Annotated in this window: 21 protein-coding genes; 6 read left to right on the top strand and 15 right to left on the bottom strand. The window is 72.4% G+C overall.

What is annotated here, in order from left to right; translation table 11 throughout:
* The first annotated feature begins 16 nt into the window (after nucleotides 1-16).
* Nucleotides 17-1,195 carry a Gfo/Idh/MocA family oxidoreductase gene (locus AB0H64_RS27260; RefSeq protein ID WP_357629857.1) on the top strand — a complete coding sequence of 393 codons (1,179 nt, stop codon included), beginning with the start codon at nucleotides 17-19 and terminating at the stop codon, nucleotides 1,193-1,195.
* 546 nt (nucleotides 1,196-1,741) lie between these two features.
* Nucleotides 1,742-2,104: a hypothetical protein gene (locus AB0H64_RS27255; RefSeq protein WP_357629854.1), complete on the top strand. Its 363-nt coding sequence runs from the start codon at nucleotides 1,742-1,744 to the stop codon at nucleotides 2,102-2,104.
* Nucleotides 2,105-2,114: 10 nt separating this feature from the next.
* Here the strand turns inward: AB0H64_RS27255 and AB0H64_RS27250 are convergent, their stop codons facing one another.
* From AB0H64_RS27250 to AB0H64_RS27220, 7 genes are all read right to left on the bottom strand, one after another.
* On the bottom strand, nucleotides 2,115-3,209 hold the full coding sequence (locus AB0H64_RS27250; protein WP_357629852.1) for an SPFH domain-containing protein: 1,095 nt from the start codon (nucleotides 3,207-3,209) through the stop codon (nucleotides 2,115-2,117).
* Nucleotides 3,210-3,211: 2 nt separating this feature from the next.
* Complete coding sequence (locus AB0H64_RS27245; RefSeq protein WP_357629850.1) at nucleotides 3,212-3,643, bottom strand: NfeD family protein; 432 nt, start codon at nucleotides 3,641-3,643, stop codon at nucleotides 3,212-3,214.
* 73 nt (nucleotides 3,644-3,716) lie between these two features.
* Nucleotides 3,717-4,898 (bottom strand): Ig-like domain-containing protein, encoded by a 1,182-nt coding sequence (locus AB0H64_RS27240; RefSeq protein WP_357629847.1) that lies wholly within the window; start codon nucleotides 4,896-4,898, stop codon nucleotides 3,717-3,719.
* Nucleotides 4,899-4,968: 70 nt separating this feature from the next.
* Nucleotides 4,969-6,072 (bottom strand): fumarylacetoacetase, encoded by a 1,104-nt coding sequence (gene fahA, locus AB0H64_RS27235; RefSeq protein ID WP_357629844.1) that lies wholly within the window; start codon nucleotides 6,070-6,072, stop codon nucleotides 4,969-4,971.
* Nucleotides 6,073-6,118: 46 nt separating this feature from the next.
* Nucleotides 6,119-6,895, bottom strand: a complete 777-nt coding sequence (locus AB0H64_RS27230; RefSeq protein ID WP_357629842.1) for a hypothetical protein — start codon at nucleotides 6,893-6,895, stop codon at nucleotides 6,119-6,121.
* Nucleotides 6,892-8,061 (bottom strand): homogentisate 1,2-dioxygenase domain-containing protein, encoded by a 1,170-nt coding sequence (locus tag AB0H64_RS27225; RefSeq protein WP_357629839.1) that lies wholly within the window; start codon nucleotides 8,059-8,061, stop codon nucleotides 6,892-6,894. Before AB0H64_RS27225 ends, AB0H64_RS27230 begins: the two co-directional genes overlap by 4 nt.
* A gap of 92 nt (nucleotides 8,062-8,153) precedes the next feature.
* Nucleotides 8,154-8,783: a helix-turn-helix domain-containing protein gene (locus tag AB0H64_RS27220; RefSeq protein ID WP_357629836.1), complete on the bottom strand. Its 630-nt coding sequence runs from the start codon at nucleotides 8,781-8,783 to the stop codon at nucleotides 8,154-8,156.
* Between the two features lie 138 nt (nucleotides 8,784-8,921).
* On the opposite strand from AB0H64_RS27220, the gene AB0H64_RS27215 reads away from it, so the two are divergent.
* The gene (locus AB0H64_RS27215; RefSeq protein WP_357629833.1) at nucleotides 8,922-9,401 is read left to right on the top strand and encodes a hypothetical protein; all 480 of its coding nucleotides are present in this window, start codon (nucleotides 8,922-8,924) and stop codon (nucleotides 9,399-9,401) included.
* Here the strand turns inward: AB0H64_RS27215 and AB0H64_RS27210 are convergent.
* Nucleotides 9,393-10,649 carry an MFS transporter gene (locus AB0H64_RS27210; RefSeq protein ID WP_357629830.1) on the bottom strand — a complete coding sequence of 419 codons (1,257 nt, stop codon included), beginning with the start codon at nucleotides 10,647-10,649 and terminating at the stop codon, nucleotides 9,393-9,395. The genes AB0H64_RS27215 and AB0H64_RS27210 overlap by 9 nt on opposite strands.
* 190 nt (nucleotides 10,650-10,839) lie before the next feature.
* Here AB0H64_RS27210 and AB0H64_RS27205 point away from each other — a divergent pair, with 190 nt between their 5' ends.
* On the top strand, nucleotides 10,840-12,138 hold the full coding sequence (locus AB0H64_RS27205; RefSeq protein WP_357629828.1) for a hypothetical protein: 1,299 nt from the start codon (nucleotides 10,840-10,842) through the stop codon (nucleotides 12,136-12,138).
* Nucleotides 12,139-12,163: 25 nt separating this feature from the next.
* Here AB0H64_RS27205 and AB0H64_RS27200 read toward each other — a convergent pair whose 3' ends face one another.
* Nucleotides 12,164-12,364, bottom strand: a complete 201-nt coding sequence (locus tag AB0H64_RS27200) for an EF-hand domain-containing protein (RefSeq protein WP_310715583.1) — start codon at nucleotides 12,362-12,364, stop codon at nucleotides 12,164-12,166.
* Between the two features lie 102 nt (nucleotides 12,365-12,466).
* Between AB0H64_RS27200 and AB0H64_RS27195 the strand changes: the two genes are divergently transcribed.
* Nucleotides 12,467-14,158: an alpha-amylase family protein gene (locus AB0H64_RS27195; protein WP_357629826.1), complete on the top strand. Its 1,692-nt coding sequence runs from the start codon at nucleotides 12,467-12,469 to the stop codon at nucleotides 14,156-14,158.
* A 23-nt stretch (nucleotides 14,159-14,181) separates the two neighbouring features.
* On the opposite strand, the gene AB0H64_RS27190 is transcribed toward AB0H64_RS27195, so the two are convergent.
* From AB0H64_RS27190 to AB0H64_RS27175, 4 genes are all read right to left on the bottom strand, one after another.
* The gene (locus tag AB0H64_RS27190; RefSeq protein WP_357629824.1) at nucleotides 14,182-14,922 is read right to left on the bottom strand and encodes a cytochrome d ubiquinol oxidase subunit II; all 741 of its coding nucleotides are present in this window, start codon (nucleotides 14,920-14,922) and stop codon (nucleotides 14,182-14,184) included.
* 19 nt (nucleotides 14,923-14,941) lie between these two features.
* A complete protein-coding gene (locus AB0H64_RS27185) occupies nucleotides 14,942-16,192 on the bottom strand; it encodes a cytochrome ubiquinol oxidase subunit I (protein ID WP_357629822.1) in 1,251 nt (416 codons plus the stop codon).
* A 122-nt stretch (nucleotides 16,193-16,314) separates the two neighbouring features.
* Nucleotides 16,315-16,983, bottom strand: coding sequence for a response regulator transcription factor (locus AB0H64_RS27180; protein ID WP_357629819.1), 669 nt, complete (start codon nucleotides 16,981-16,983; stop codon nucleotides 16,315-16,317).
* Complete coding sequence (locus AB0H64_RS27175; protein WP_357629816.1) at nucleotides 16,980-18,122, bottom strand: sensor histidine kinase; 1,143 nt, start codon at nucleotides 18,120-18,122, stop codon at nucleotides 16,980-16,982. The genes AB0H64_RS27180 and AB0H64_RS27175 overlap by 4 nt, the downstream gene beginning before the upstream one ends.
* An 89-nt stretch (nucleotides 18,123-18,211) precedes the next feature.
* Here AB0H64_RS27175 and AB0H64_RS27170 point away from each other — a divergent pair, with 89 nt between their 5' ends.
* Entirely contained in the window at nucleotides 18,212-18,424 is a 213-nt protein-coding gene (locus AB0H64_RS27170; RefSeq protein ID WP_357629814.1) for a hypothetical protein, read from the top strand.
* 19 nt (nucleotides 18,425-18,443) lie between these two features.
* Here the strand turns inward: AB0H64_RS27170 and AB0H64_RS27165 are convergent, their stop codons facing one another.
* Both AB0H64_RS27165 and AB0H64_RS27160 read right to left on the bottom strand, forming a co-directional pair.
* Nucleotides 18,444-19,475, bottom strand: coding sequence for an acyl-CoA desaturase (locus AB0H64_RS27165; protein ID WP_357629813.1), 1,032 nt, complete (start codon nucleotides 19,473-19,475; stop codon nucleotides 18,444-18,446).
* Nucleotides 19,476-19,570: 95 nt separating this feature from the next.
* Entirely contained in the window at nucleotides 19,571-22,558 is a 2,988-nt protein-coding gene (locus AB0H64_RS27160; RefSeq protein ID WP_357629811.1) for a BTAD domain-containing putative transcriptional regulator, read from the bottom strand.
* Nucleotides 22,559-22,582 lie beyond the last annotated feature (24 nt).

Below are 22,582 nucleotides of genomic sequence, written 5' to 3'. Positions count from 1 at the left end.
CCGAGAAAGGACCCATGTGGAAGACCTGCGGATCGGCGTCATCGGCCTCGGCCTGCGCGCCAGCCTCGCCCGGGCGGCGCACCGGCCCGGCGCGGGCGCGGCGGTGACCGCCCTCTGCGACACCGACCCGGCCGTGCTCAAGCACCAGGCCGGGGTGTTCGGGGCCACGTACGTGACCGAGGACCACCGTGCGCTGCTCGACCGCGACGACCTGGACGCCGTGATCGTGATGACGCCCGACGACACCCACGAGCGCATCACGATCGACTGCCTGGAGGCCGGCAGGGCCGTCTACGTGGAGAAGCCGCTCGCGATCACCGTGGAGAGCTGCGACGCCATCCTGCGCGCCGCCCACCGCACCGGCACGCGCCTGTACGTCGGTCACAACATGCGGCACATGGGCGTCGTACGGCAGATGCGCGACATCATCCGGCGCGGCGACATCGGCGAGCCGAAGACCGTCTGGGTGCGCCACTTCGTCTCGTACGGCGGCGACTACTACTTCAAGGACTGGCACGCCGACCGCACCCGCACCACGGGCCTGCTGCTGCAGAAGGCCGCCCACGACCTCGACGTCATCCACTGGCTGGCCGGCGGCTACACCAGCCGGGTCAGCGCGTTCGGCGACCTCATGGTGTACGGCGACCTGCCGCGCCGCGAGCCGGGCACGCCGCGGCCGGAGGGGTGGCTGCGCGAGTACGACTGGCCGCCGACCGCCCGCCGCGACCTGCACCACGTCGTGGACGTCGAGGACGTGTCCGTGATGAACATGCGCCTCGACAACGGCGTCATCGCCGCCTACCAGCAGTGCCACTTCACCCCCGACTACGTGCGCAACTACACGGTCATCGGCACGGAGGGCCGGCTGGAGAACTTCGGCGACGGCCCCGGCGACACGGTCAAGGTGTGGAACACCGGCCCCACCGGCTACCGCGCCGACGCGGACATCGCCTACCGGGTGCCCGACGCCCAGGGCTCCCACGGGGGCGCGGACGCGGACATCGTCACCGAGTTCCTGCGCTTCGTGCGGGAGGGCGGGGTCACGGACACCTCGCCGGTGGCGGCCCGGATGAGCGTGGCCGCGGGCTACCAGGCCACGATGTCGCTGCGCGACGGCGGCAGGCCGTACGACGTCCTGCCGCTGGACCCGGAGCTGGTCGCCTACTTCGAGGCCGGCCAGACGCCTACCGTCTGACCGGCGACTGGTCGGCGGCCGAAGGCGTGATGGCGCTGACGTTCCTGGAGGTGTGCTGACCCGGGCACGCGCCGTTGGCTGGAGTTCCAGTAGTGGAAGTGCCATGCTCGGCGTGCGACACTGTTACAGGATTAGAACATGGTCGGTCGAGGTAGGCACCAGTGCAATGAGATCAACGCGGCGCTGAAAGCGATTCGGAAGGTCAACGGCGCCTTCACCGTTGAGGAGGATCACGGCGGGCATCGCTGGGGCTGGATCACCTGCGAATGCGGGGACGCCCCATTTTCCATCCACTCCACCACGCAATCCCGGTGGTCACGCCAAGCAGATCCAAAAGTGGGCCGCTCGACATGCCGCGTGTTGGACGGACGACCAGGAGGAGAAGTCATGACTGTCTGGGACTTCCGCGTCATGCTCAATCGAGAGCCCGACTCTGATCAGTATGACCGGCTCTTCGAGGCCGGGCTGGATGACTGCGCTGTCGTAGGGGGCCCTCGTTCGTACCTCATGTGTGATCGCGAGGCGAGCAGCCTTCTTGAGGCCATCATGTCGGTCGTCGCCCAGATCCGCACCGTCGACGGTCTGTGGGCCGTAGGCGTCGGCGAGGAGGACGCGGTGACGCTCGGCGACGCGGCGCGACGGCACGGCAACCGGACGCAGGCCAGCCTGCGTCAGCTCGTCGCCGGTCAGCGGGGTCCCGGCGGGTTCCCGTCCCCGCTCATCGAGTCCGAGAACATCACCCTCTACTCCTGGGCGGAGATCTCCGAGTGGCTCCGGACCGCGATGGGTGATGACATCCCCGAGGCCAACCGTGACATCGCGTTGGCCGACGCGGCGGTCAAGCTGGCGTGCCGGGCCAGGGCGACGCACCGGGAGGGCGAGGTGCGCCGCCTGCTGGAAGTGGCCTGACCAGGGCCGGTCAGCGGTCCTGGTGGTTGCGCTGGGGCTCCGGGGCGCGGTCGGCGTCGAGGTCCGGGAACGGGGCCGTCGCCGGGCTCGACTGGGTGAGCTGGCGCGGCCCGTTCGGGCTCTCCGCCTCCTGGGCGTCCGCGACCGCCTCGGCCGCCGCCTCCGAGGCCCTGGCGATCTCCTCGTCCATCTCCGCGCTCGGCGGCAGCTCGTCGCGGGTGGCCGCGGACTTGGGCAGGGACTCGGTGAACGCCTTGGACACGCCCTGCAACGCCGAGGTCACCTCGCTCGGGATGACCCAGAACGTGTTGCCCGACCCCTGGGCGAGCTGCGGCAGCACCTGGAGGTACTGGTAGGCCAGCAGCTTCGGGTCGGGGTCGTTGCGGTGGACGGCCTGGAAGACCTGGTCGATGGCCCGCGACTGGCCCTCGGCCTCCAGGATGGCGGCGGCGCGCTGGCCCTCGGCACGCAGGATGCGGCTCTGCTTGTCGCCCTCGGCCGTGAGGATCTGCGACTGGCGCTGGCCCTCGGCGTTGAGGATGGCGGCGCGCTTGTCGCGCTCGGCCCGCATCTGCTTCTCCATCGCGTCCTTGATGGTCTTGGGCGGGTCGATCGCCTTGACCTCGACGCGGTTGACGCGGATGCCCCACTTGCCGGTCGCCTCGTCGAGGACGCCGCGGAGCTGGCTGTTGATGGTGTCGCGGGAGGTGAGCGTCTTCTCCAGGTCCATCGAGCCGATCACGTTGCGCATCGTGGTGACCGTGAGCTGCTCTATCGCCTGGATGTAGTTGGCGATCTCGTAGGCGGCCGCCCTGGGGTCGGTGACCTGGAAGTAGAGGACGGTGTCGATCTCGACGACCAGGTTGTCCTCGGTGATGACCGGTTGCGGGCGGAAGGTCACGACCTGCTCACGCAGGTCGATCATCGGGTAGACGCGGTCGATGTACGGGATGACGAAGTTCAGGCCCGGCTTGAGGGTCCGGTGGTAGCGGCCCAGCCGCTCGACGTTGCGCGCCCGGGCCTGCGGGATGATGCGCACGGCCTTGAGCACGGTGAACACGGCGAAGAGTATGACGAACAACCCGACCAGCAACAGCGGATCCATGCTCACTCCCTGGGATATACGAGGGCGGTGGCCCCTTCGATCTCGATGATGTCGACGGTCGCCCCTTCCGGGATCACCAGGGTCTCGTCGTAGGCGCGGGCCGACCATTCCTCCCCGCCGACGCGGATCCTGCCGTCGCGCCCGGTCACCTGGGTGATCGCGTAAGCGGGCTTGCCCATGAGCGCCTCCACCCCGAACCGCTGCAACGGCGGCTGGCGGATGTGGCGCATGGCCATGGGCCGGACGACGAACAGTCCCGCGGTCGAGGACAGGGCGAAGACGAGCAGTTGGAGCGGCACCGGTAGGCCGACCGCGGCCCCGGCCGCCGTCAGCAGCGCGGACACTCCCAGGAGCCCCAGCGCCGCGGTGAGGGTGAAGATCTCCGCGACCCCGAGGACCACCGCGAGGATCACCCAGACGATCCATTCGTCCATGCTCCGGCCCTCCTGTAAGGACAACGGGCCAGGGGCCGCCACCGGTTCCCCTTTTTCCTACGGTATCGCCGATTCAGCGCTGCGACAGTGGTGTGGCGGTGGGACCGTAGATGGCGCTGCCGAGCAGCCACTCCTCCCAGGGCAGTTGCCAGAATCCCCAGCCGTTGTCCCACTCCAGCTCGCGGTCGGTGCCGGTGATCGTCACGGGGTCGCCGCGCAGGGAGCCGGCGTAGAACCAGGCGGCCTGGTCGGGCCGGGCGTTGATGCAGCCGTGGCTGACGTTGGCGCGCCCCTGGGCCCAGACGTTGTTCAGGGCGTGGACGTACTCGCCGCTGTCGGAGATGCGGACGGCGTGGTCGATCAGCTTGTCGTAGTAGCCGGGCTCGCCCTTGTCGCGGCCGGGGGAGACCATGCGGACCGGGTCGCCCTTGTCCATGGTGAGGTGGACGCCGCTGGTGGTGGTGTACTCGCGGGTGGTGCCCATGCCGGCGCTGATCGCCATGCGCCGCACGATCTCGCCGTCGCGCCGGACCACCATCTGGTGGGTACGGGCGTCGACGGCGCTGGACTGGTCGCGGCCCACGGTGAACATGAAGGTGCGGTCGGCCGTGCCGTACACGCCGGGCGCGGCGCGCACCCCGGCCAGGTGGGCGGTGACGGTGACCCGTTGCCGGGGGGCCCAGTACGTACGGGTGCGGTAGACGGCCCGGGTGTCACTCATCCAGCGCCACGCCCCTTCGACCGGGACCTCGGAGGTGACCTGGAGCGCCCGCTCGACGGCGGCCTTGTCGCCGACCGGCGTGTCGAAGTTGAGGACGATCGGCATGCCGACGCCCACGGTCTCGCCGGGCAGCGGTACGGCCGAGGCCACCCCGAACGCGTGGCCGGGCACGCGGGTGCGGAACCGGCCCCTGACGACGGCCGGAGGGCCGCCCGGACCGGCGGCCCTGGCCGTGACGGTGTACTCGGCGCCGGGCTTGAGCGCCCAGTCGGAGCGCCAGACCGTGCCGGACGCGTCGAGCCGCCCCGGCACCGGCATGCCGCCGGCGTGGGCGCGCACCTCGCCCAGCCTGCCGCCGCGCGCCCGCACGACGAGCCCGCGGTCGGTGCGGGCCCGCTTGGTGTCGAAGGCCGGCTGCACGCGTACGGCGGGCGCCACCGGCGCCGGGTCTCCGGCGCTCCCCGAGCCGCAGCCCGCGCTGAGCGGGGCGGCGAGGCAGAGGATGGCGAGAAAGACGACCGCGGCGCGCCGCATCTGACTCCTGCTTTCCGGGAAGGGAGGTCCCAGATTAGCGGGGAGTCACGACGAGAGCACGTCGAGTGACCTATCGGATGGTTCCCGACACCTCGCCCAAAGTGATGCCCCCGGCCGTGGCGCTCAGGGTCACGGTGTCGCCGTCCTCCAGGAACGTCCGGATCTCGCCGCTCGCCAGCTTGATCGGATCATTCCCGTTCCAGGTGAGCTCGATGAGGGAGCCGCGCTCCTCGCGCCGCGGCCCCGAGATGGTGCCGCTGGCGAACAGGTCCCCGACGCGCAGCGACGCGCCGTTGGAGGTGAGGTGGGCGAGCATCTGGTCCGGCGTCCAGTACATCGACGCGTACGGCGGGCGGGACACGACCTCACCGTTGATCGACACCTCGACGCCGACGTCGAGCCCCCAGTCGGCCCGCCGGCGCAGGTACTCCAGCGGCTCGGGCTCCTGCGCCGGGCCGGGGATACGGGGCAGCGCGTCCAGCGGGGTGATCCACGGCGAGATCGAGGTGGCGAACGACTTGCCGAGGAACGGCCCGAGCGGCACGTACTCCCACGCCTGGATGTCGCGGGCGCTCCAGTCGTTGAGCAGCGTCACCCCGAAGACGTGGTCCTCGAACGCGCCGGCCGGCGCGCCCATCGCGGACGGCGTGCCGATCACGAACCCCAGCTCCGCCTCGATGTCGAGCTTGGCGCACGGGCCGAACACGCCGGCCTTGAGCTGGCCGTGCGGCCGGGTGATCGGGGTGCCCGAGACGACCACCGTGCCCGAGCGGCCGTGGTAGCCGACCGGCAGGTGGCGCCAGTTGGGCAGCAGCGGCTCGGCGTCGGGGCGGAAGATCCGGCCGATGTTGGAGGCGTGGTCCAGGGAGCAGTAGAAGTCGACGTAGTCGGCCACCTCGACCGGCATGTGCAGCCGTACCTGCTCCAGTGGGATCAGGTGGGCCTCGGTGACGGCCATGTCGGTGGTCAGTTTTTCCTGGACGAGCGCCCGGGTGGCCTGCCAGGCGCCGCGCCCGCGTGCCATGAAGGGGTTGAGCGTGGGCGCCGCGAACACCTCGTCGTGCAGCGCGGCGGCCAGGTCGAGCACCCGGTCGCCGTAGCGCACGCCCACCCGGGGCGCCTGGCCCGGCCGGGAGAACACCCCGTAGGGCAGGTTGTCCACTCCCCAGCTCACACGTCCTCCTTGCTCCGTCGACGGTCGGCCGGCGGTCGGCCGCCGGTCATTCGGGGATCAGGCCCAGCTCGCGCAGGTCGCCCAGCGGGGCGGCGGTGTTGCACGAGCCGTAGCTCACGAGCAGCTGGCGGGCGTGCTTGGCCGTCTCCGGGTCCACCTGCCGGGCCAGCGCCACCAGCCGCGCGGCGTCGGTGGTGCGCAGGGCGGGCACGGGATCGCGCCGCTCGACGGCCTCGCAGACGGCCAGCACCAGGTTGAGGAACCCGTGCCGGTCGGTCCCCATCGAGGGGTCGAAGTGGCGTACGGCGTGGTGCAGCCCGGCCGTGGCCTTGAACGGGATCTCCTGCTCCACGCACGACCGGATGAACACGGCGAGGTGCTCCACCGGCGGGAACGCCTCGGAGGTCGCGCCGCCGCAGCGCACCTTGAGCCCGACGCCCTCCGGCACGTCGGAGCCGACCCGGTGCGCCGGCACCTCGACGAACAGCCGCACGTCGCGCGGCAGCCGGCCGGCCACGCCGAGGGCCGTCGCCGACACGGAGGTGTCGGGCGGCATCGGCACCTCGACGATGTCGACCGGCAGGTCCTCGAACGGCGGGATCTCCGGCGTGTCCACGATCAGGCCGATGCGCCTGGGGACGAACTCCTCGCGGCGCAGCGCGTCGAGCCGGCTGGCCGGGCACAGGAAGCGGTGGGTCAGCACCTGGCCGCCGTGCTCCTGGTCGCGGCGGTGGCGGGCCAGCGCGTCGGACATGTGCAGGGACGTCGGCGGGAACAGCCCCGCGTCGTCGACCAGGGCGGTGAACAGGACGGCGGTGCTCATCGAGCCCACGTCCAGGCGTATCCGGGATCCTCGCACGACAATGCCCCCTGCCCGAGGTCGAGCGGCCGGAACGTGTCGACCATGACGGCCATCTCGCTGGTGGTGGTGACACCGCGCGCCACGGCGTCGATGACGGCCTCGACCGCGCCGGGCTGCGGCCCGTGGGTGAAGCCGGCCGGGTGCAGCGACACGGAGCCGACGTCGATGCCGGAGCCCTTGCGCGCGGAGTAGTCGCCGCCGACGTAGAACATGAACTCGTCGGAGTCGACGTTGTGGTGGTTGTACGGGATCGGCACCGACTCGGGGTGGAAGTCCAGCGGGCGCGGGCAGAACGAGCAGACCACGAACCCCGGCCCCTCGAACGTCTGGTGGACGGGCGGCGGGGCGTGCGTCCGCTTCACGACCGGCTCGAAGTCGCGGATGTTGAACGCGTACGGGTAGAGGCAGCCGTCCCAGCCGACCACGTCGAACGGGTGGTGGCGGTAGAACAGCCGGGTGAGGCCGCCCCGGGTGCGGACCAGCACCGGCACCTCCTCACCGTCCACCAGCAGCGGCTCGGCCGGGGCGCGCAGGTCGCGCTCGCTGTAGGGCGCGTGCTCCAGGAACTGGCCGTACTGCGACAGATAGCGCCTGGGCGGCCGGATGTGGCCGGCGGCCTCGATCACCAGCGCGTTGACCTGCCCGTCGGGCACCCAGCGGTGGATGGTGCCGGTCGGCACGACCACGTAGTCGCCCTCGCCGGCCTCGATGACGCCGTACGTGGACTCGAACCGCACCCGGCCTCGTTGGATGTACACGCACTCGTCGCCCATCGAGTCGCGGTACAGCTCACTGGGCCGGTCGGTGGTGGCGTACGACAACCGGACGTCGCCGTTGCCGGCCAGCAGGACGCGGCCGCTGACCAGGTCGCCGGCGCCGGCGAGGTCCTGGGTGCGGAAGTGCCGCGGGGAGAGCGGCAGATTGGGCTCCAGGCGCGTGGCGGCGTCCTGCGTGACGGCCTCGGCCTTGACGATGGCCGTCGGGAGGTGGCGGTGGTAGAGCAGCGAGGAGTCGGAGGAGAAGCCTTCCTCGCCCATCAGCTCCTCGGCGTACAGGCCGCCGTCGGGCTTCCTGAACTGCACGTGGCGCTTGCGGGGCACCTCGCCCACGACGCGGTAGTACGGCATCCGCCCTCCCCAAGCAGTGTCCGACCAATGTCCGTTTATCGGACGTCAGCGTCCTCTATACGTAATTACCGTCGTCCATCGCCCTGGAGATGTCAACCCAGGGCGCCGGCCAGCTCCGCGGCGGCCTCGACCACCCGCGGTCCCGCCGACTCCTCCAGCGGCCCGAACGTCACCACCCCCACGGACGCCTCCAGCCATGGCAGCCCGGTGACCGGCGCGGCGATGCCCCGGGCCCCCTCCTGCAACTGCCCCTCCGTCACCAGATAGTCCGACCGGCCCTCGCGCAGCGCCAGGATCGCCCGCCCCGCCGCGCCTTTGGTGAGCGGATGGCGCGAGCCCTCCCGGTAGGCGACGTGCATGTGCGTCCACGACGGCTCCACCACGGCCACGGCCAGCCCGTCGTCGCCCTCGGCCACGGTCAGGTGCGCGGTGGCGCCCACCGTCTCGGCCAGCCGCCGCAGCGCGGGCAGTGCCGCCGCCCGCAGCAGCGGCTGCACGGCCTGGGCCAGCACCAGCACCCCGAACCCGAGGTGCGCCCGCCCCTCGGCGTCGCGCCGCACGAAGCCCTCGCGCGACAGCGTGGTGAGCAGCCGGTAGACGACGGGACGGCTGAGCTGCAGCTCGTGGCTCAGCTCGGTGGGGGTGCGCCCGCCCTTGCCGTCGGCGAGCAGCCTCAGCAGGCGGAGCCCGCGCTCCAGCGTCTGGGCGGATTCAGCGACCATGGTCCGATTATCGCCACGGCCGGTCACCGGGGTGGGGCATGCCGTACCCCCGATTCGGGGGACGACGGGCCTGCTCAGGGCGCGGGATCGGCGCAGACTCCTGGAGTGACACCCGTTCTGTCCGTACGGAGGCGCCCTGTGAACATCTCCACCACCACCCGCCGGATCGACCCGCCGGACCAGGCGCCGCCCGTCGTGCAGGCGGCGACCATGCTGTGGATCCTCGCCATCGCGGCCGGAGCGTTCGAGGCCGTGCTGGCCGTCACCGGTGAGCTGTCGGCCGGGACGGCGTTCGGCGAGCTGCTGCCGGGCGTCGTCTTCCGGCTGGGGGTCTTCACGGCGGCCGTCCTGCTCGCCCTGCGACTGGGGCGGGGCCGGAACTGGGCGCGGCTCACCCTGGCCGTGGGCCTCGGCGTCTTCGGCACGCTGTCGCTGGTGGTCGAGCCGGTGCGGTGGCTGCTGGCCGGCGGCTCGATCGGGGACGCCGTCGCCGGGGCGGCCCCGGCCGACCTGGTGTTCGCCGGCAGCCGGGTCCTGCACCTGCTGGCCGTGCTGGGAGCCGTGTCGCTCATGTTCCAGCCGCGGGCCAACGCCTTCTTCCGCGGGCGGTCAGCCTGAGACGGCCTCGGGGGCCGGAGCCGCGGCCGGGGCGCGCAGATTGCGCACCCCGGGCGACAGCAGCGCCGCCAGCGTCGAGAGCACGACCATCGCGCCGCAGGCGAGCAGCGCCTCCCGGGTGCCGATCAGGCTCGCCACCGGCCCGGCCAGCATCAGCCCGAGCGGCCCGAACATCAGCGACCCGAGCGCGTCGTACGAGCTGACCCGCGACAGCGCGTCCGCCGGGACCTCCCGCTGCATGGTGGTCTGCCACAGCACGCCGAAGACGTCGAAGCACACCCCCAGCGCGAACGACCCGGCCACGATCGCCCAGACCGGCGCCCCGAACCCCAGCAGCAGGTACGGCGCGGCGGTCGGCAGGCAGAGCAGCGTGGCGAGCAGGATCGGGCGGGACGGCCGCACCCGCAGCGACAGCAGCACCCCGGCGATCGTGCCGACCGCCTCGCCCGTCAGGAACGCCGACCAGACCAGCGGCCCGCCCAGGCTCTCCTTGGCCAGCAGCGGCCCCAGCACGCCGTGGCCCGCCTGGATGGCCATCACCATGATCGAGAACTGCGCGACGACCACCCAGATCCACTGCCGGGAGCTGAACTCGCGCCAGCCGTCCCGCAGGTCCGCCAGCACCGAGTGACGCGGCCCGGCCGGTCGCTCACCGGGTGTCAGCCGCAGCGCCGCCACCAGCACGCCGGCCACCGCGAACATCAGGCCGCTCACCGACAGCGCCCATCCGCCGCCGAAGAGCACCACCGTGCCGCCGCTGAGCACGGCCCCGGCCACCCGCGAGGTGTTGGCGCCCAGCCCGAGCAGGGCGTTGCCGGTCTGGAGCCGGTCGGTGGGCACCACCTCCGGGATGATGCCGGTCAGCGCGGGGAACAGCACGGCCGTCGCCAGACCGCTGACCGCGGCGGCCGTGGCCATCGCGGGCAGCGGCGTCCATCCGGTGAACATCATCGCGGCCAGGGCGAAGAAGGCCAGCGCGTTGGTGAGCTCGCCGGCCGTCATGACCAGGTGCCGGGGGAAGCGGTCCGCGATGACGCCGCCGACCAGCATGAAGAGCACCATCGGCAGCGACTCGGCGGTCAGGACCACCGAGAGCGTGGTCGCGTCGGCGCCCGGCAGGCCGAGGATGCCGAAGGCGAGGGCCACGGGGGCGAACGTGCTGCCCAGCACCGAGATGGTCCGCGCCGCCAGCAGCAGCGTGAACCGCCGGTCGCGGAGCAGGCTGAGGTCTCCGAGATGTCCGCGCACGTGGTCCCCCTTGCTTCGCGGCAAACGGGGCTCATTCTCCCGGTGCGCGGGTCAGGTTGTCTTCTGGTTATCCGGCGATGGGGAAACGGGTCAGAAAAGCGGTCAAGACGCCCTGATCTCATTGAACGCCACTGATCATCCAGATATCGTGCCTAATGCCCGACGATCACCCCTCACGTAAGGCGCCTCGATGCGACCTCGACTGCGGCAGCTCTTCGTCATAGGACTCGCCCTCTCCCTGCTCGGCATCGGCGTCCCCGCGTGGTCGGAGGACGATCCCCGGAGCTGCAACGACCTGATGGCCGGCGACACCCCCGCCTACGTCGTGTGCCGGTGGATGGCCACCCCCGACGAGGCGCTGGACATCGCCAGGTTCTGGCTGTCCAACGACGGCGAGAACCTGCAGGCCGCCGGACCGCTCGACTCCATCGGGGTCGACTGCGGCGACGCGGGCAACGTGTGCGACCCGACCCCGCCCGACGGGGTGGGCGACGGCGAGGCGCACGACGGGGGCGACCCGGACGTCGAGGGAGCCGAGGACGGCGGCACGCCGGAGTGCAAGGCCGGCGAGGAGTGCTCCGTCGAGCCGGGAGGGCTGTCGGCCGAGCAGATCGCCCAGGCTGAGGAGAGCACCACCGGCAAGGCCGTGAAGAGCGCCGTCGCGGCGGGCCTGCGGGTGTGGGTGGACGCCGAGCTGGCCGACGACTGGAAGGGCGGCAAGCTCGCCGAGGCCGCCAAGCAGGTCGCCGCCCTGGCCGCGCAGCCGGGCGTCGTGGGCGTCCGGTTCACCCGGCAGCTCGGCGACGCGCAGACGTTCCAGAGCGCCGACGAGATGGACAAGTTCGTCGACGAGGCGTCGGCCGAGCTGCGCAAGCTCGCCCCGGGCCGCAAGCTGGCCGCGCACACGATGGTGCCGCTGTTCGGCTGCGGCGCCGACGACGCCTGCAAGACCGCGATGACCCAGAAGTACCCGCTCCTCGACCCGGAGCGGATCGGCGCCTGGCTGGCCAAGGGCAAGATCGACCAGCTCGCCCTGGACAGCGGCCACCTGGCCACCGAGTACACCACCTGGAAGATCGACGCCGCCACGGCGCAGCGCAACCAGTGGATCCAGGTCCGCGCCCGGGCGTGGGACGCGTACGCGCAGATCTCCGTCGAGGACGCGGGGCTGGCCGCGCCCGGCGCGCCCCAGCTCACCGGGGAGCAGGCCACCAAGGCCATCACCGAGCACGTGGCGAGCCCGCTGCAGGACGACGCCGCCGAGACCGTCACGCTGTGGAGCCGCTACGACAACGGCCAGGGGCAGGTCAGCCGCGCGTACGGCGAGAAGTGGGCGGCCAACACCACCTGGGACCAGCTCAAGAAGCTGACCTCGGTCCGCCCCCGCCTGGCCACGGTCTACGACCCGGCCAAGCCGGAGGTGGACGCCGCGACCGACCTGAAGGCGCTGTCCGAGGTCTTCGGCCAGGTCTACCTCTACGCCGCCTGACCCCGGGGCCGCATCGGCCCCGGGCTCAGTCCTTGAGGAAGGCGCCGAACTCGTTCAGGTCGATCAGCCCGTCGCCGTCCTGGTCGAGCCGGGCCACCCCGGCCTGGGCCCGCTCCAGGCTGATCGGCTGCCCCAGGGCCTCCATCAGCCGGACCAGCTCCTCGGCCGAGATGCGGCCGTCCTTGTCGACGTCGATCAGGTCGAAGGTGATCGCGTGGTCGCTCATCGTGCCCTCCTGGGGGATCGTGTGGGTCAGACCTTAGTGGCGATCTCCGCTTCCCCGGGAGGCGTCCGGCATTCCGGACGATCCTGTGGGTAGCGGCGGTCCATGCGATTGACGTACACCTCGGATCTGTGGTGGAAGAACGCCGTCATCTACTGCCTCGACGTGGAGACGTACAAGGACGGCAACGGCGACGGCATCGGCGACTTCCGCGGCCTGACGCAGCAGATCGACTACCTCGCGGGACTGGGGGTGACGTGTCTGTGGCTCATGCCGTTCTACCCCACCCCCAACAAGGACGACGGCTACGACATCACCGACTTCTACGCCATCGACCCCCGGCTCGGCACGCTCGGCGACTTCGTGGAGTTCATGCGGACCGCCCATGACCGGGGGCTGCGGGTCATCGCGGACCTGGTCGTCAACCACACCTCCGACCAGCACCCGTGGTTCAAGGAGGCACGCAGGAGCAAGGACTCGCCGCGCCGCGACTGGTACGTCTGGTCCGACAAGAAGGAGCCGGACGACCCCGGCCAGGTGGTCTTCCCCGACAAGGAGGACAGCATCTGGGAGTACGACCAGGGGTCGGGCCAGTACTACCTGCACAGCTTCTACCGGCACCAGCCCGACCTCAACGTGGCCAACCCCGAGGTCCGCGACGAGATCGCCCGCATCCTGGGCTTCTGGATGGAGCTCGGGCTGTCGGGCTTCCGGGTGGACGCGGTGCCGTTCCTCATCGAGAACGTCGAGCCCAAGCTCGCCGACCCGCACGACTTCCTGGCGGACCTGCGGGCCTTCATGACCCGCCGGCAGGGCGACTCGGTGCTGCTCGGCGAGGTCAACGTCCCCTACAAGGAGCTCATGGGCTACTTCGGCGAGGGGCTCGGCGACCAGGTCACCATGTGCTTCGACTTCATCGGCATGCAACGCGCCTGGCTGTCCCTGGCCAGGGGCGAGGCCGAGCCGCTCGCCTCGGCGCTCAAGGAGCGGCCCCGGCCGCCCAAGGACTGCCAGTGGGCGACGTTCCTGCGCAACCACGACGAGCTGACCCTGGACAAGCTCACCGAGGAGGAGCGTCAGGAGATCTTCCAGGCGTTCGGTCCCGAGGAGCACATGCAGATCTTCGGCCGTGGCCTGCGCCGCCGGCTGCCGCCGATGCTGGGCGGTGACCTGCGGCGGACCAAGATGGCCTACAGCCTGCTCTTCTCGCTGCCGGGCACGCCTGTGCTGTTCTACGGAGAGGAGATCGGCATGGGGGAGAACCTCGCCGCCGAGGGTCGCATGGCGGTCCGCACTCCCATGCAGTGGTCGAGCGAGGGTGGCTTCAGCATGCACGAGCCCGTACGGAAGATGCCGGACGGGCCCTTCGGTCCGGAACGGGTCAACGTGGCGGACCAGAAGCGCGACACCGACTCGCTGCTGCGCTGGTTCCAGCTCCTCATCGAGCGCTACCGGGAGTGCCCGGAGCTGGCGTGGGGCACCCACACGGTGCTCGACTCGGGCAGCCCGCACGTGCTGGCGCACCGCTGCGACGCCGACGGCGCGTCGGTGGTCGTCCTGCACAACCTGGGCAGGACGGCCGAGGAGGTGGAGCTGAAGCTGGACGGCCTGGCGAACTACCGGCTCACCGATCTGCTGGTGGACGGCACGACCGAGGTCTCGGACAAGGGGGCGGTACGTCTGCCGCTCGGCCCGCACGGGTGCCGGTGGCTGCGCGCCTCGCCTCCGGAGGTCGCCCCCGAGGACGCCTCGGTGAAGTCGGACAGCTCCTTCACCCATCCGCGCCGCTCCTCCTGACGCGGCGCCGCCCTGGTGGACCTTCACAGATAGGACGGGCCGCTCACGCGGTGACGGAAGGTCCACCAGACCCACGCCTGCGAGGCCACGAGGAACGGCGTCACCGCGAGGACGACCGGCGTGAGCAGTGACGCCGTGGGCCCGGCCACGAGCGGCAGCCGCAGCCCGGCCAGCACCCCGATCACGACGAGCGCGGCGGCGGTCAGCGCGTACGTGCGCGCCTCACCGGAGCCGCCCGACAGCACGGCCGCGCGCCGCCGCAGCTCGCCGCGCAGCCGCAGCGTGGCGAAGGCCAGCCCGTGCGTGCCGAACAGCGCGGCCACCACCAGCGCCGGCAGCACCGCGACCGGCCCGCTGATGCCGAGCAGCACGTCGCTCAGCAGCACCCCCCAGCTCAGCGCCAGGCCCCAGCTCCCCGCGACCACCGCCCCGTCCCAGAGGGCCTGCCAGCCGGCCCGGGTCAGCCGTCCGCGCAGCCACAGGCCCATGTCGCGCACCACCCATGACAGCACCAGCGCCACCACCAGCAGGGGATCGCCGCTCAGCAGCTCACCCTCCAGCTCGGGGAAGAACCCCGCGAGCACGCCCGCGGTGGACACCAGCCACACCTCGTTGCCGAGGAAGAACGGGGCGATCGCGGCGATCACCTCGCGTCGCTCGCCGGCGCTCCGGCCCAGGTACGGCAGCGCCATGCCGACGCCGATGTCGGCTCCGGCCAGCACGAGGTAGCCGAGCGCGAAGAAGGCCAGGATGAAGATCTCCATGACGGGCTCCTCAGGCGGGTCAGAAGGACAGGGCGGGGGCGGGGGTCTCGATCGGCCGGTCGCCGAGCGTCGCGGCGTCCGGGCCGCGCCGGGCGATCCTGGCCAGCAGCCAGTAGTTGGTGGCGATCAGCACGGCGAACACGGTCACGAACGCGGTCAGCGAGAGCCTCATCTGCGCCCCGGTGACCGGCGACATCGCCTCGGCCGTGGTCAGCAGGCCGTACACCGCCCACGGCTGGCGGCCCATCTCGCGGAACACCCAGCCGCCCAGCATGGCCGCGAACGGCAGCGGGATCATCAGGGTCAGCAGCCAGTGCCACACCCGCAGGCCCCGCACCGCGGGCCGGAACAGCATGAGCAGCGCGCTCAGCCCGGAGAAGAAGAACATCACCGCGAACGCGATCAGCATCGTCATCGCCCCGGCCTGCACCCACCCGGCCGGCGGCAGGTAGTCGCCGGGGCCGTGCGCCGCCGCCATCTCGGCCTGCGCGGCGGCCAGCCGCTCGGCGTTCCCCGTCCACGCGGCGGCCTTGGCCGGCTGGAGGGTCTGGAAGCCGAGGCCGCCGAACGTCGCGGTGAACAGGGTCGCGGGCAGCGCCACGCCGATGCCGATCCGCAGCGACTTGCGGAAGAAGTCCTGCTCGGCGGTGCGCCGGCGCAGGTGGTAGGCGCTCACCCCGGCCATGAAGAAGCCGCCCGTGATCATGGCGCCGCCGAGCACGTGGAAGAACGCCACCCGGGCCGCCGGGTTGGCCACCATCGCCCCGAAGTCGGTCAGCCGCAGCACGCCGTCCGCCAGCTCGTAGCCGACGGGGTTCTGGAGGAAGCCGTTGGAGACGAGGATCCAGAACGCCGAGGCGTACGCCGTGAGCGTCACGATCCAGATGGTCGCCAGGTGGGCCCACCGGTTCAGCTTGTCCCAGCCGAAGATCCACAGGCCGAGGAACGTGGATTCGAGGAAGAAGGCCACCAGCGTCTCGATCGCCAGCGAGGCGCCGAACGCGTTGCCCGCGAACTCCGTCAGCCCCTTCCACGCCATCCCGAGCTGGAACTCCATCACGAGGCCGGTGACGATGCCCATCGCGTAGTTGACGATGTAGAGCTGTCCCCAGAACCTGGTCATCCGCAGGTGGACCGGGCTGCGGGTGATCGTCGCCCAGGTCTGTACGACGGTCACCAGCGTCGCGAGGCCGAGCGTCAGCGCGACGAAGAGGAAGTGCGCCCCCGCGGTGAGGGCGAACTGCAAGCGGGCGAGGTCCACGGTGTCCATGGCGCACAGCCTGCGGTGACGGCTCGGGCCGCCGCGTCATGCGGGCGCGGGCACCTGGCGTACTCCACCGGGTGTCCGGCGGCGCCGGCCGTACCACCCAGGGTGTACGGCCGGCCGGCGCGTCAGGGGGTGAGCCAGCCGGGAGTGATCATGCCGGCCTCGTACGCGATGACCACGAGCTGGGCCCGGTCCCGCGCGGCGAGCTTGGTCATGATGCGGCTGACGTGGGTCTTGGCCGTGGCGGGGCTGAGCACGAGCCGGGCAGCGATCTCGTCGTTGGACAGCCCGGCCGCCACCAGCGACATGACCTCCCGCTCGCGCTCGGTCAGCGCGTTGAGCCGCGGCCCCGGCTCCGGGCGCTTGACCCGGCCGGCGAACTCGGCGATCAGCCGGCGCGTGATCGAGGGGGCGATCAGCGCGTCGCCGCGGGCCACGACCCGCACGGCGTGGATCAGCTCGGCCGGCTCGGTGTCCTTGACCAGGAAGCCGCTCGCGCCCGACCGCAGCGCCCCGTACACGTAGTCGTCCAGGTCGAACGTGGTCAGGATGATCACCTTGACGCCGTCGAGCCGGGGGTCGGCGACGATCCTGCGGGTCGCCTCCAGGCCGTCGAGCCGCGGCATGCGGATGTCCATGAGCACCACGTCGGGGCGGTGCCGCCTGGCCTGCTCCACCGCCTCCTCGCCGTTGGCGGCCTCGGCGACCACGTCCAGGTCGTCCTCGTCGCTCAGGATCGACCGGAACCCGGCGCGCACGAGGGTCTGGTCATCGGCCAGGAGTACGTGGATCATCGGGCTCCGTCCAGGGGAAACGGGGATCTCAGGGGGAGGTCCGCGACGACGCGGAAGCCGCCCTCGGGCCGGGGGCCCGCCTCCAGGGTGCCGCCCAGCGCCGTGGCGCGCTCGCGCATGCCCTGGACGCCGAAGCCGCTGCCCTCCGTGTACGTGGCCCCGGGGCCATCATCTTCCACCCGGATCACCAGATGTCCGGACTCGTTGGTGATGGTGAGCGTGGCCTCGTCGGTCCCGGAGTGGCGGGAGACGTTCGTCAGCGCCTCGCGGACGATGCGCGTCGCCGCCAGGTCGATCTCCGTCGGCACGCCGTCCAGCGGCCCCGACAGCTCGGTGCGCACCGAGAGTCCCGAGGCGGCGACCAGGGCGTCCACGCGCGCCAGGCTGTCGGGCGGGGCCGTCGGCGCCTCCTCGTCCACCTGCCGCAGCACGCCCAGCGTGGTGCGCAGCTCGCGCAGCGTCTCCCTGCTCGTCTCCTTGATCGTGCGCAGCGCCGTCTCGGCGTCCTCGGGCCGCTTCTTCAGCCCGTGCAGCGCCGCCGCGGCCTGCACGTTGATCATGGAGATGTTGTGGCCGAGGACGTCGTGCAGCTCACGGGCGATGCGCAGCCGCTCCTCGCCGGCTCGCCGCCTGGCCTCCTCCTCCCTGCCGTGCTCGGCCTCCATCGCGCGCCGCTCGGCCTCCTCCAGGTAGGCGCGGCGGGTACGGGTGACGCCGCCGAACGCGATGCACGCCACCACCCAGCCCATGATGGAGACGAACGTGCCGTCGTCGATGTGCCGGACGTCGCCGCTCTCGCCGTACCCGAGGGCCAGCAGCAAGGCGGCGCCCGTGGCGATGGCGGCCGCCAGGTGACCCCGGTCGGCGGTCGTGTAGAGGACGACGAACATGAGGATCAGCAGCGGTCCGTCGAGCCGGGCGAACGGGTAGTAGGCGACGACCGTGGCGGTCACGACGATCAGCGCGGCCACGGGATGACGCCGCCGCGCGAGCGTGGCGCCCCCGGCGGCGAGGGGAAGGAGCAGGTCCAGGGCGTTCGGCTCGGGGCCCTGCTCGAACAGCGCGATGGCCAGCGTGGCGCCGAGCACGACGGCGACCACACCGAGCGACATGGCCGTCCCGGCCCGCGATCCGCGCATGACGCCTATTTTGTACCGCAATCTCACTAGCTGCGCCGACGTCCCTCGCGGCGACGTGCGGCGGGCTTCCGGCTGGGTAGATCAGGAGGATGAGCACTGATGAGGAGCTGCGGCAGGTCGAGGAGGACCTGGCGCGGCTGCGCGCGGAGAACAAGGACATCCGCCGGCAGATCGGCGAGCTGGGGGCGACCGACCCGATTGAGATCGGCACCATGATCGCCATGGCGGACGATCAGGAGCAGCTGATCACCGATCTGGAGCGGCGGCGCGACGAGCTGCGCCGCCGCCTCGGGCAGAACTGAAGTCCCTTCGGAGCGCGGCTCACGAACTCGCGGGGGCCGAGCGCAGGGGCGCGCCGGCGTCGTGCAGGTGCCGCAGCGCCTGGCCGTACGAGTCGAGCAGACCGGTCTCCAGATAGTCGACCCCGATCTCCGCGCAGTAGTCGCGGACGATCGGCTGGGCGCGCCGCAGGTTGGGCGCCGGCATGTTCGGGAACAGGTGGTGCTCGATCTGGTAGTTGAGCTGGCCGAGCAGCACGTCGACGACCGGTCCGCCCTTGACGTTGCGCGAGGTCAGCACCTGCTTGCGCAGGAAGTCGAGCTTGTCGTCCTTGGTGAGGATCGGCATGCCCTTGTGGTTGGGGGCGAACGTGGAGCCCAGGTAGAGGCCGAACAGCCCCTGGTGGACGATCAGGAACACCACGGCCTTGACCGGCGACAGCGTCGCGAACACCACGCCGAAGTAGACCGCGAAGTGCGTCACCAGCAGCGCCAGCTCCGTGCCGCGCCGCTTGAGGGCCGGGTTCGTGAGGGCGCGGAAGCTGGCCACGTGCAGGTGCCATCCCTCCAGCGTCAGCAGCGGGAAGAACAGGAACGCCTGCCGGCGCGCGACGAACCGCGGCAGTCCCCGGCTGCGCCGGGCCTGGTCGGTCGACCAGACGATCACCGCCGGCGAGACGTCGGGGTCGTGGTCCTCGTGGTTGGGGTTGGCGTGGTGGCGGTTGTGCTTGACGGTCCACCAGCCCCAGCCGAGGCCGATGCCGAGGTTGCCCACCAGGAGCCCCATGATGTCGCTCGGCCGGCGCGTACGGAACACCTGGCGGTGCCCGAGGTCGTGGGCGAGGAAGCCGAGCTGCGCGAAGACCACGGCGAGCACCGCGGCGACGAGGAGCTGGAGCCACGAGTCGCCGGCCCACCAGAACAGGGCCCACCCCCCGAGGTAGGCGGCCGTGGCGAGGCAGGTGCGCACCGCGTAGTAGACCGGGCGCCGGTCGAGCAGGCCGGCCTCCGCGATCCTCCTGGAAAGGCGGGCGAAGTCGCTGCCCCGCGCGTCGAGCGTGACTGAGTCGGCCACTGGTCTCCTCACATAGCCGAGAACGGTGCCCTCCACACTCGCGCATAACGCGCCAGGACGGAAGATCGTCCGCTACCTGTCTCGGCGACCGGCGTCTATGGTGGCGACCGACGGTGATGAAGAGCGTACCGCTCGGGGTGCGGGATCGCGGCGCCCCTGGTCAGCGCCCGCCGAAGGCCGGCCTCGCCGAGGGCGTGACGGCAGCGGGCGAGCAGCGCGGGGTCGCCCGCCCCGGCTCCGCCGCGCAGCGCTCCCGCCGCCCCGGCCAGCTCGGCGGCCAGCTCCGGGTCACAGTGCTCGGCCGTGCCCTCCAGCACGGTCGCGCGGACCGTACGGTCCGGCGAGGCGGCCATGAGCTCCAGGGCCCGGCGCAGCGGCGGCCAGGGGTCGGCCGAGACGCGGGCGAGCTCCACGTGCACCAGCGCCTCGAACTGGGCAGGCGCGCCCGGCAGCAACTCCAGGGCCCGGTGCAGCAGCCGGGCCGCCGCGCCGGGATCACCCGAGCGCCGGGCCACCTCCGCCCTGGCGTGCAGCACCCGGGCGTACGCCACGGCGTCGCCGCCCGGGTCTCCGCTCGCCACCTCCTCGGCCCTGGCCAGGGTGGCGACGGCCCCCGCAAGGTCGCCCGTGCGGGCCTGGAGCCGCCCCAGCCGGGACAGGAAGAGCATCGGCCCCGCAGGGGACTCCAGCCCGGCGATCTCCCCGGCCAGCCGCTCGCCCTCCCGGGCCAGCGCCACGGCCTCGGCGTGGTCACCCTCGTTCTCGGCGGCCAGCGACAGCCAGTGCAGCGTGAACGACAGGCCCCACCGGTCGCCGGTCTCCCTGAACCCGGCCAGCGCCGTCCGCAGCGGCTCACCCGCCTCGGCCGCCGAGCCGAACTCGAACCGCGCCAGGCCGCACGCCAGCGCCGCCGCCGCCCTCGTCCACGGGTCGGGGTGGTCGCGCAGGCGCTCGGCGGCCTCCTCGGCGAGCCGTACGCTGCCGGGCAACGGGGCCGGTATGAGCGCGAAGCAGGTCACCGCCGCCGGATGGTCCGAGAGACGGACGGCGTCCGGCGGCTCCTCGCCCATGATCACCCGGCAGAGCCCGTGGGCCAGCTCCCGCCCCTCGGGCGGCACGTCGCCCACCCGCCGCAGCACCTCGGCCGCCCGCTCGGCCGCCTCGCGCCGCCGCCCCCGCATGATCCACGGCCACAACCGGGCCAGGAGGAGCCGGAGCGGGTCGTCGGTGTGCTCCAGCGCGGCGTCCAGGTTGCCCTGCTCGGCGTCCAGCACGGCCAGCCAGTGGAGCTGCCCGCCGGTCCGCAGCCCGGGACCGGCCGCCTCGGCCAGCGCGGTGTAGTGGCGCGCGTGGGCGCGGCGCACGTGCGGCAGGTCGGCGGCGGCGTACTGCCTGATGGTCTCCAGCATCGTGTACCGGTCACCGGAGACGCCGATGAGCGACTTGTCCACCAGTGAGGCGAGCACCTCGAGCACGCCGCCCTCGCCGCCGCTTCCGGCCGCGCCGCCCCGCTCGCCGCAGATCCGCGCGACCGCCTCGGCGTCCGCGCCGCCCGCGAACACCGTGAACGCGCGCAGCAGCTCCCGCTCCGCGTCCGACAGCAGCTCCCAGCTCCAGTCGATCACCGCGCGCAGTGTGCGGTGCCGCGGCTCGGCGGTCCGGCCGCCGCGGAAGGACAGCCGGTCCCCGAGCCCGCTCATCAGCAGGGGGACGGACATGGTCCGCAGCCGGGCGGCGGCCAGCTCGATCGCCAGCGGTACCCCGTCGAGCTCGCGGCAGATCCGCGCCGCGTCCCCGGCCTCGACCCGTACGTCCGGCCGCGCCGCGGCGGCCCGGTCCTGGAACAGCTCCACGGCCGCCGCCTCCTCCAGCGGGAGCACCCGGTGGAGCGTCTCGCCGGGGATGTCCAGCGGCTCCCGGCTGGTGGCCAGGACCCGCAGCTCCGGCACCGCGCCCAGCAGCCGCTGCGTCACCCGCGCGGCCTCGTCGATGAGGTGCTCGCAGTTGTCCAGCACGACCAGCGGCCGGCGAAAGCTCCGCAGCGCCGTCACGGGGTCGGTGGTGCGCAGCACACCCTCAAGGGAGTCCAGGACACCGGAGGCGGCGGCCAGCTCGACCAGCCACACCGCGCCGCCGAGCGTGGCGGCCGCCTCGACGGCCAGCCGCGTCTTCCCCGCCCCACCGGGTCCGACCAGCGTCACGAGCCGCACGCCGTGCTCCGCCGGCGCGGCGGTCCCGTCGTCCCCCTCCGGCGCGGCCGTGCCGTCGTCCCCCTCCGGCGCGGCCGTGAGGAGGGCACGGAGCCGGGAGAGGTCGCCTGAGCGCCCCACGAAGCTCGTCACCCGAGCCGGCAGCCGCCCGCCCCGCGCGCTCTCCGGAGGCCCCGCCGCTTCGGGGGGAGAGTCACGCAGAGCCGCGAGATGCGCCTGCCGCAGCTCCGCCCCGGGGTCCGCGCCCAGCTCGTCCGCCAACCCCGCGCGTGCCCGCTCGAACGCCTCCAGCGCCTCCCCCCGCCGCCCCGCCGCCGTCAGCGCCCGTACGAGCAGGGCGTGGAACGGCTCCCGCAGCGGATGCTCGGCCACCAGCGCCCGCAACTCGGCCACCACCTCCTCGACCCGGCCACCCGCACCGCCGTGTTCGGTCAGGTCGGTGGCGATCCGCGTGGCCAGGGCCGTCAGGCGCAGCTCCTCCAGCCGCGCCGCCGGTCCGGCCGCGAACGGCAGCCCCGCCACGTCCGCCAGCGCCGCCCCCCGCCACAGCCGCAGCGCCGCCCGCGCCTCACCGGCCCGTACGAGCCGCTCGAACTCCCACGCGTCCACCTCGCCGGCCGGCACGTCCAGCGCGTACCCGGCGGGACGCGACGACACGATCCCCGGCGCCTCGCGCCGCGCCCTGGACACCAGCGACTGCAACGCCGCGACCGGATGCGCCGGCGTCTCGTCCGGCCACAGGTCGCCGATCAGCTGGTCCGCCGTCACCACGCGACCGGGGTCCAGCGCCAGCCGCACCAGCAGCGCCCGCACCCGGGCGCCGTTCACCGCGACCCCGGCCACCTGCAGCGGCCCCAGGATCCCGATCCGCATCCACCCTCCACCCCGGCGGTTTCC

It is taken from the genome of Nonomuraea sp. NPDC050733, assembly GCF_040654215.1.
Lineage (GTDB): Bacteria > Actinomycetota > Actinomycetes > Streptosporangiales > Streptosporangiaceae > Nonomuraea.
This window is presented reverse-complemented; position numbering and strand designations above follow the sequence as displayed.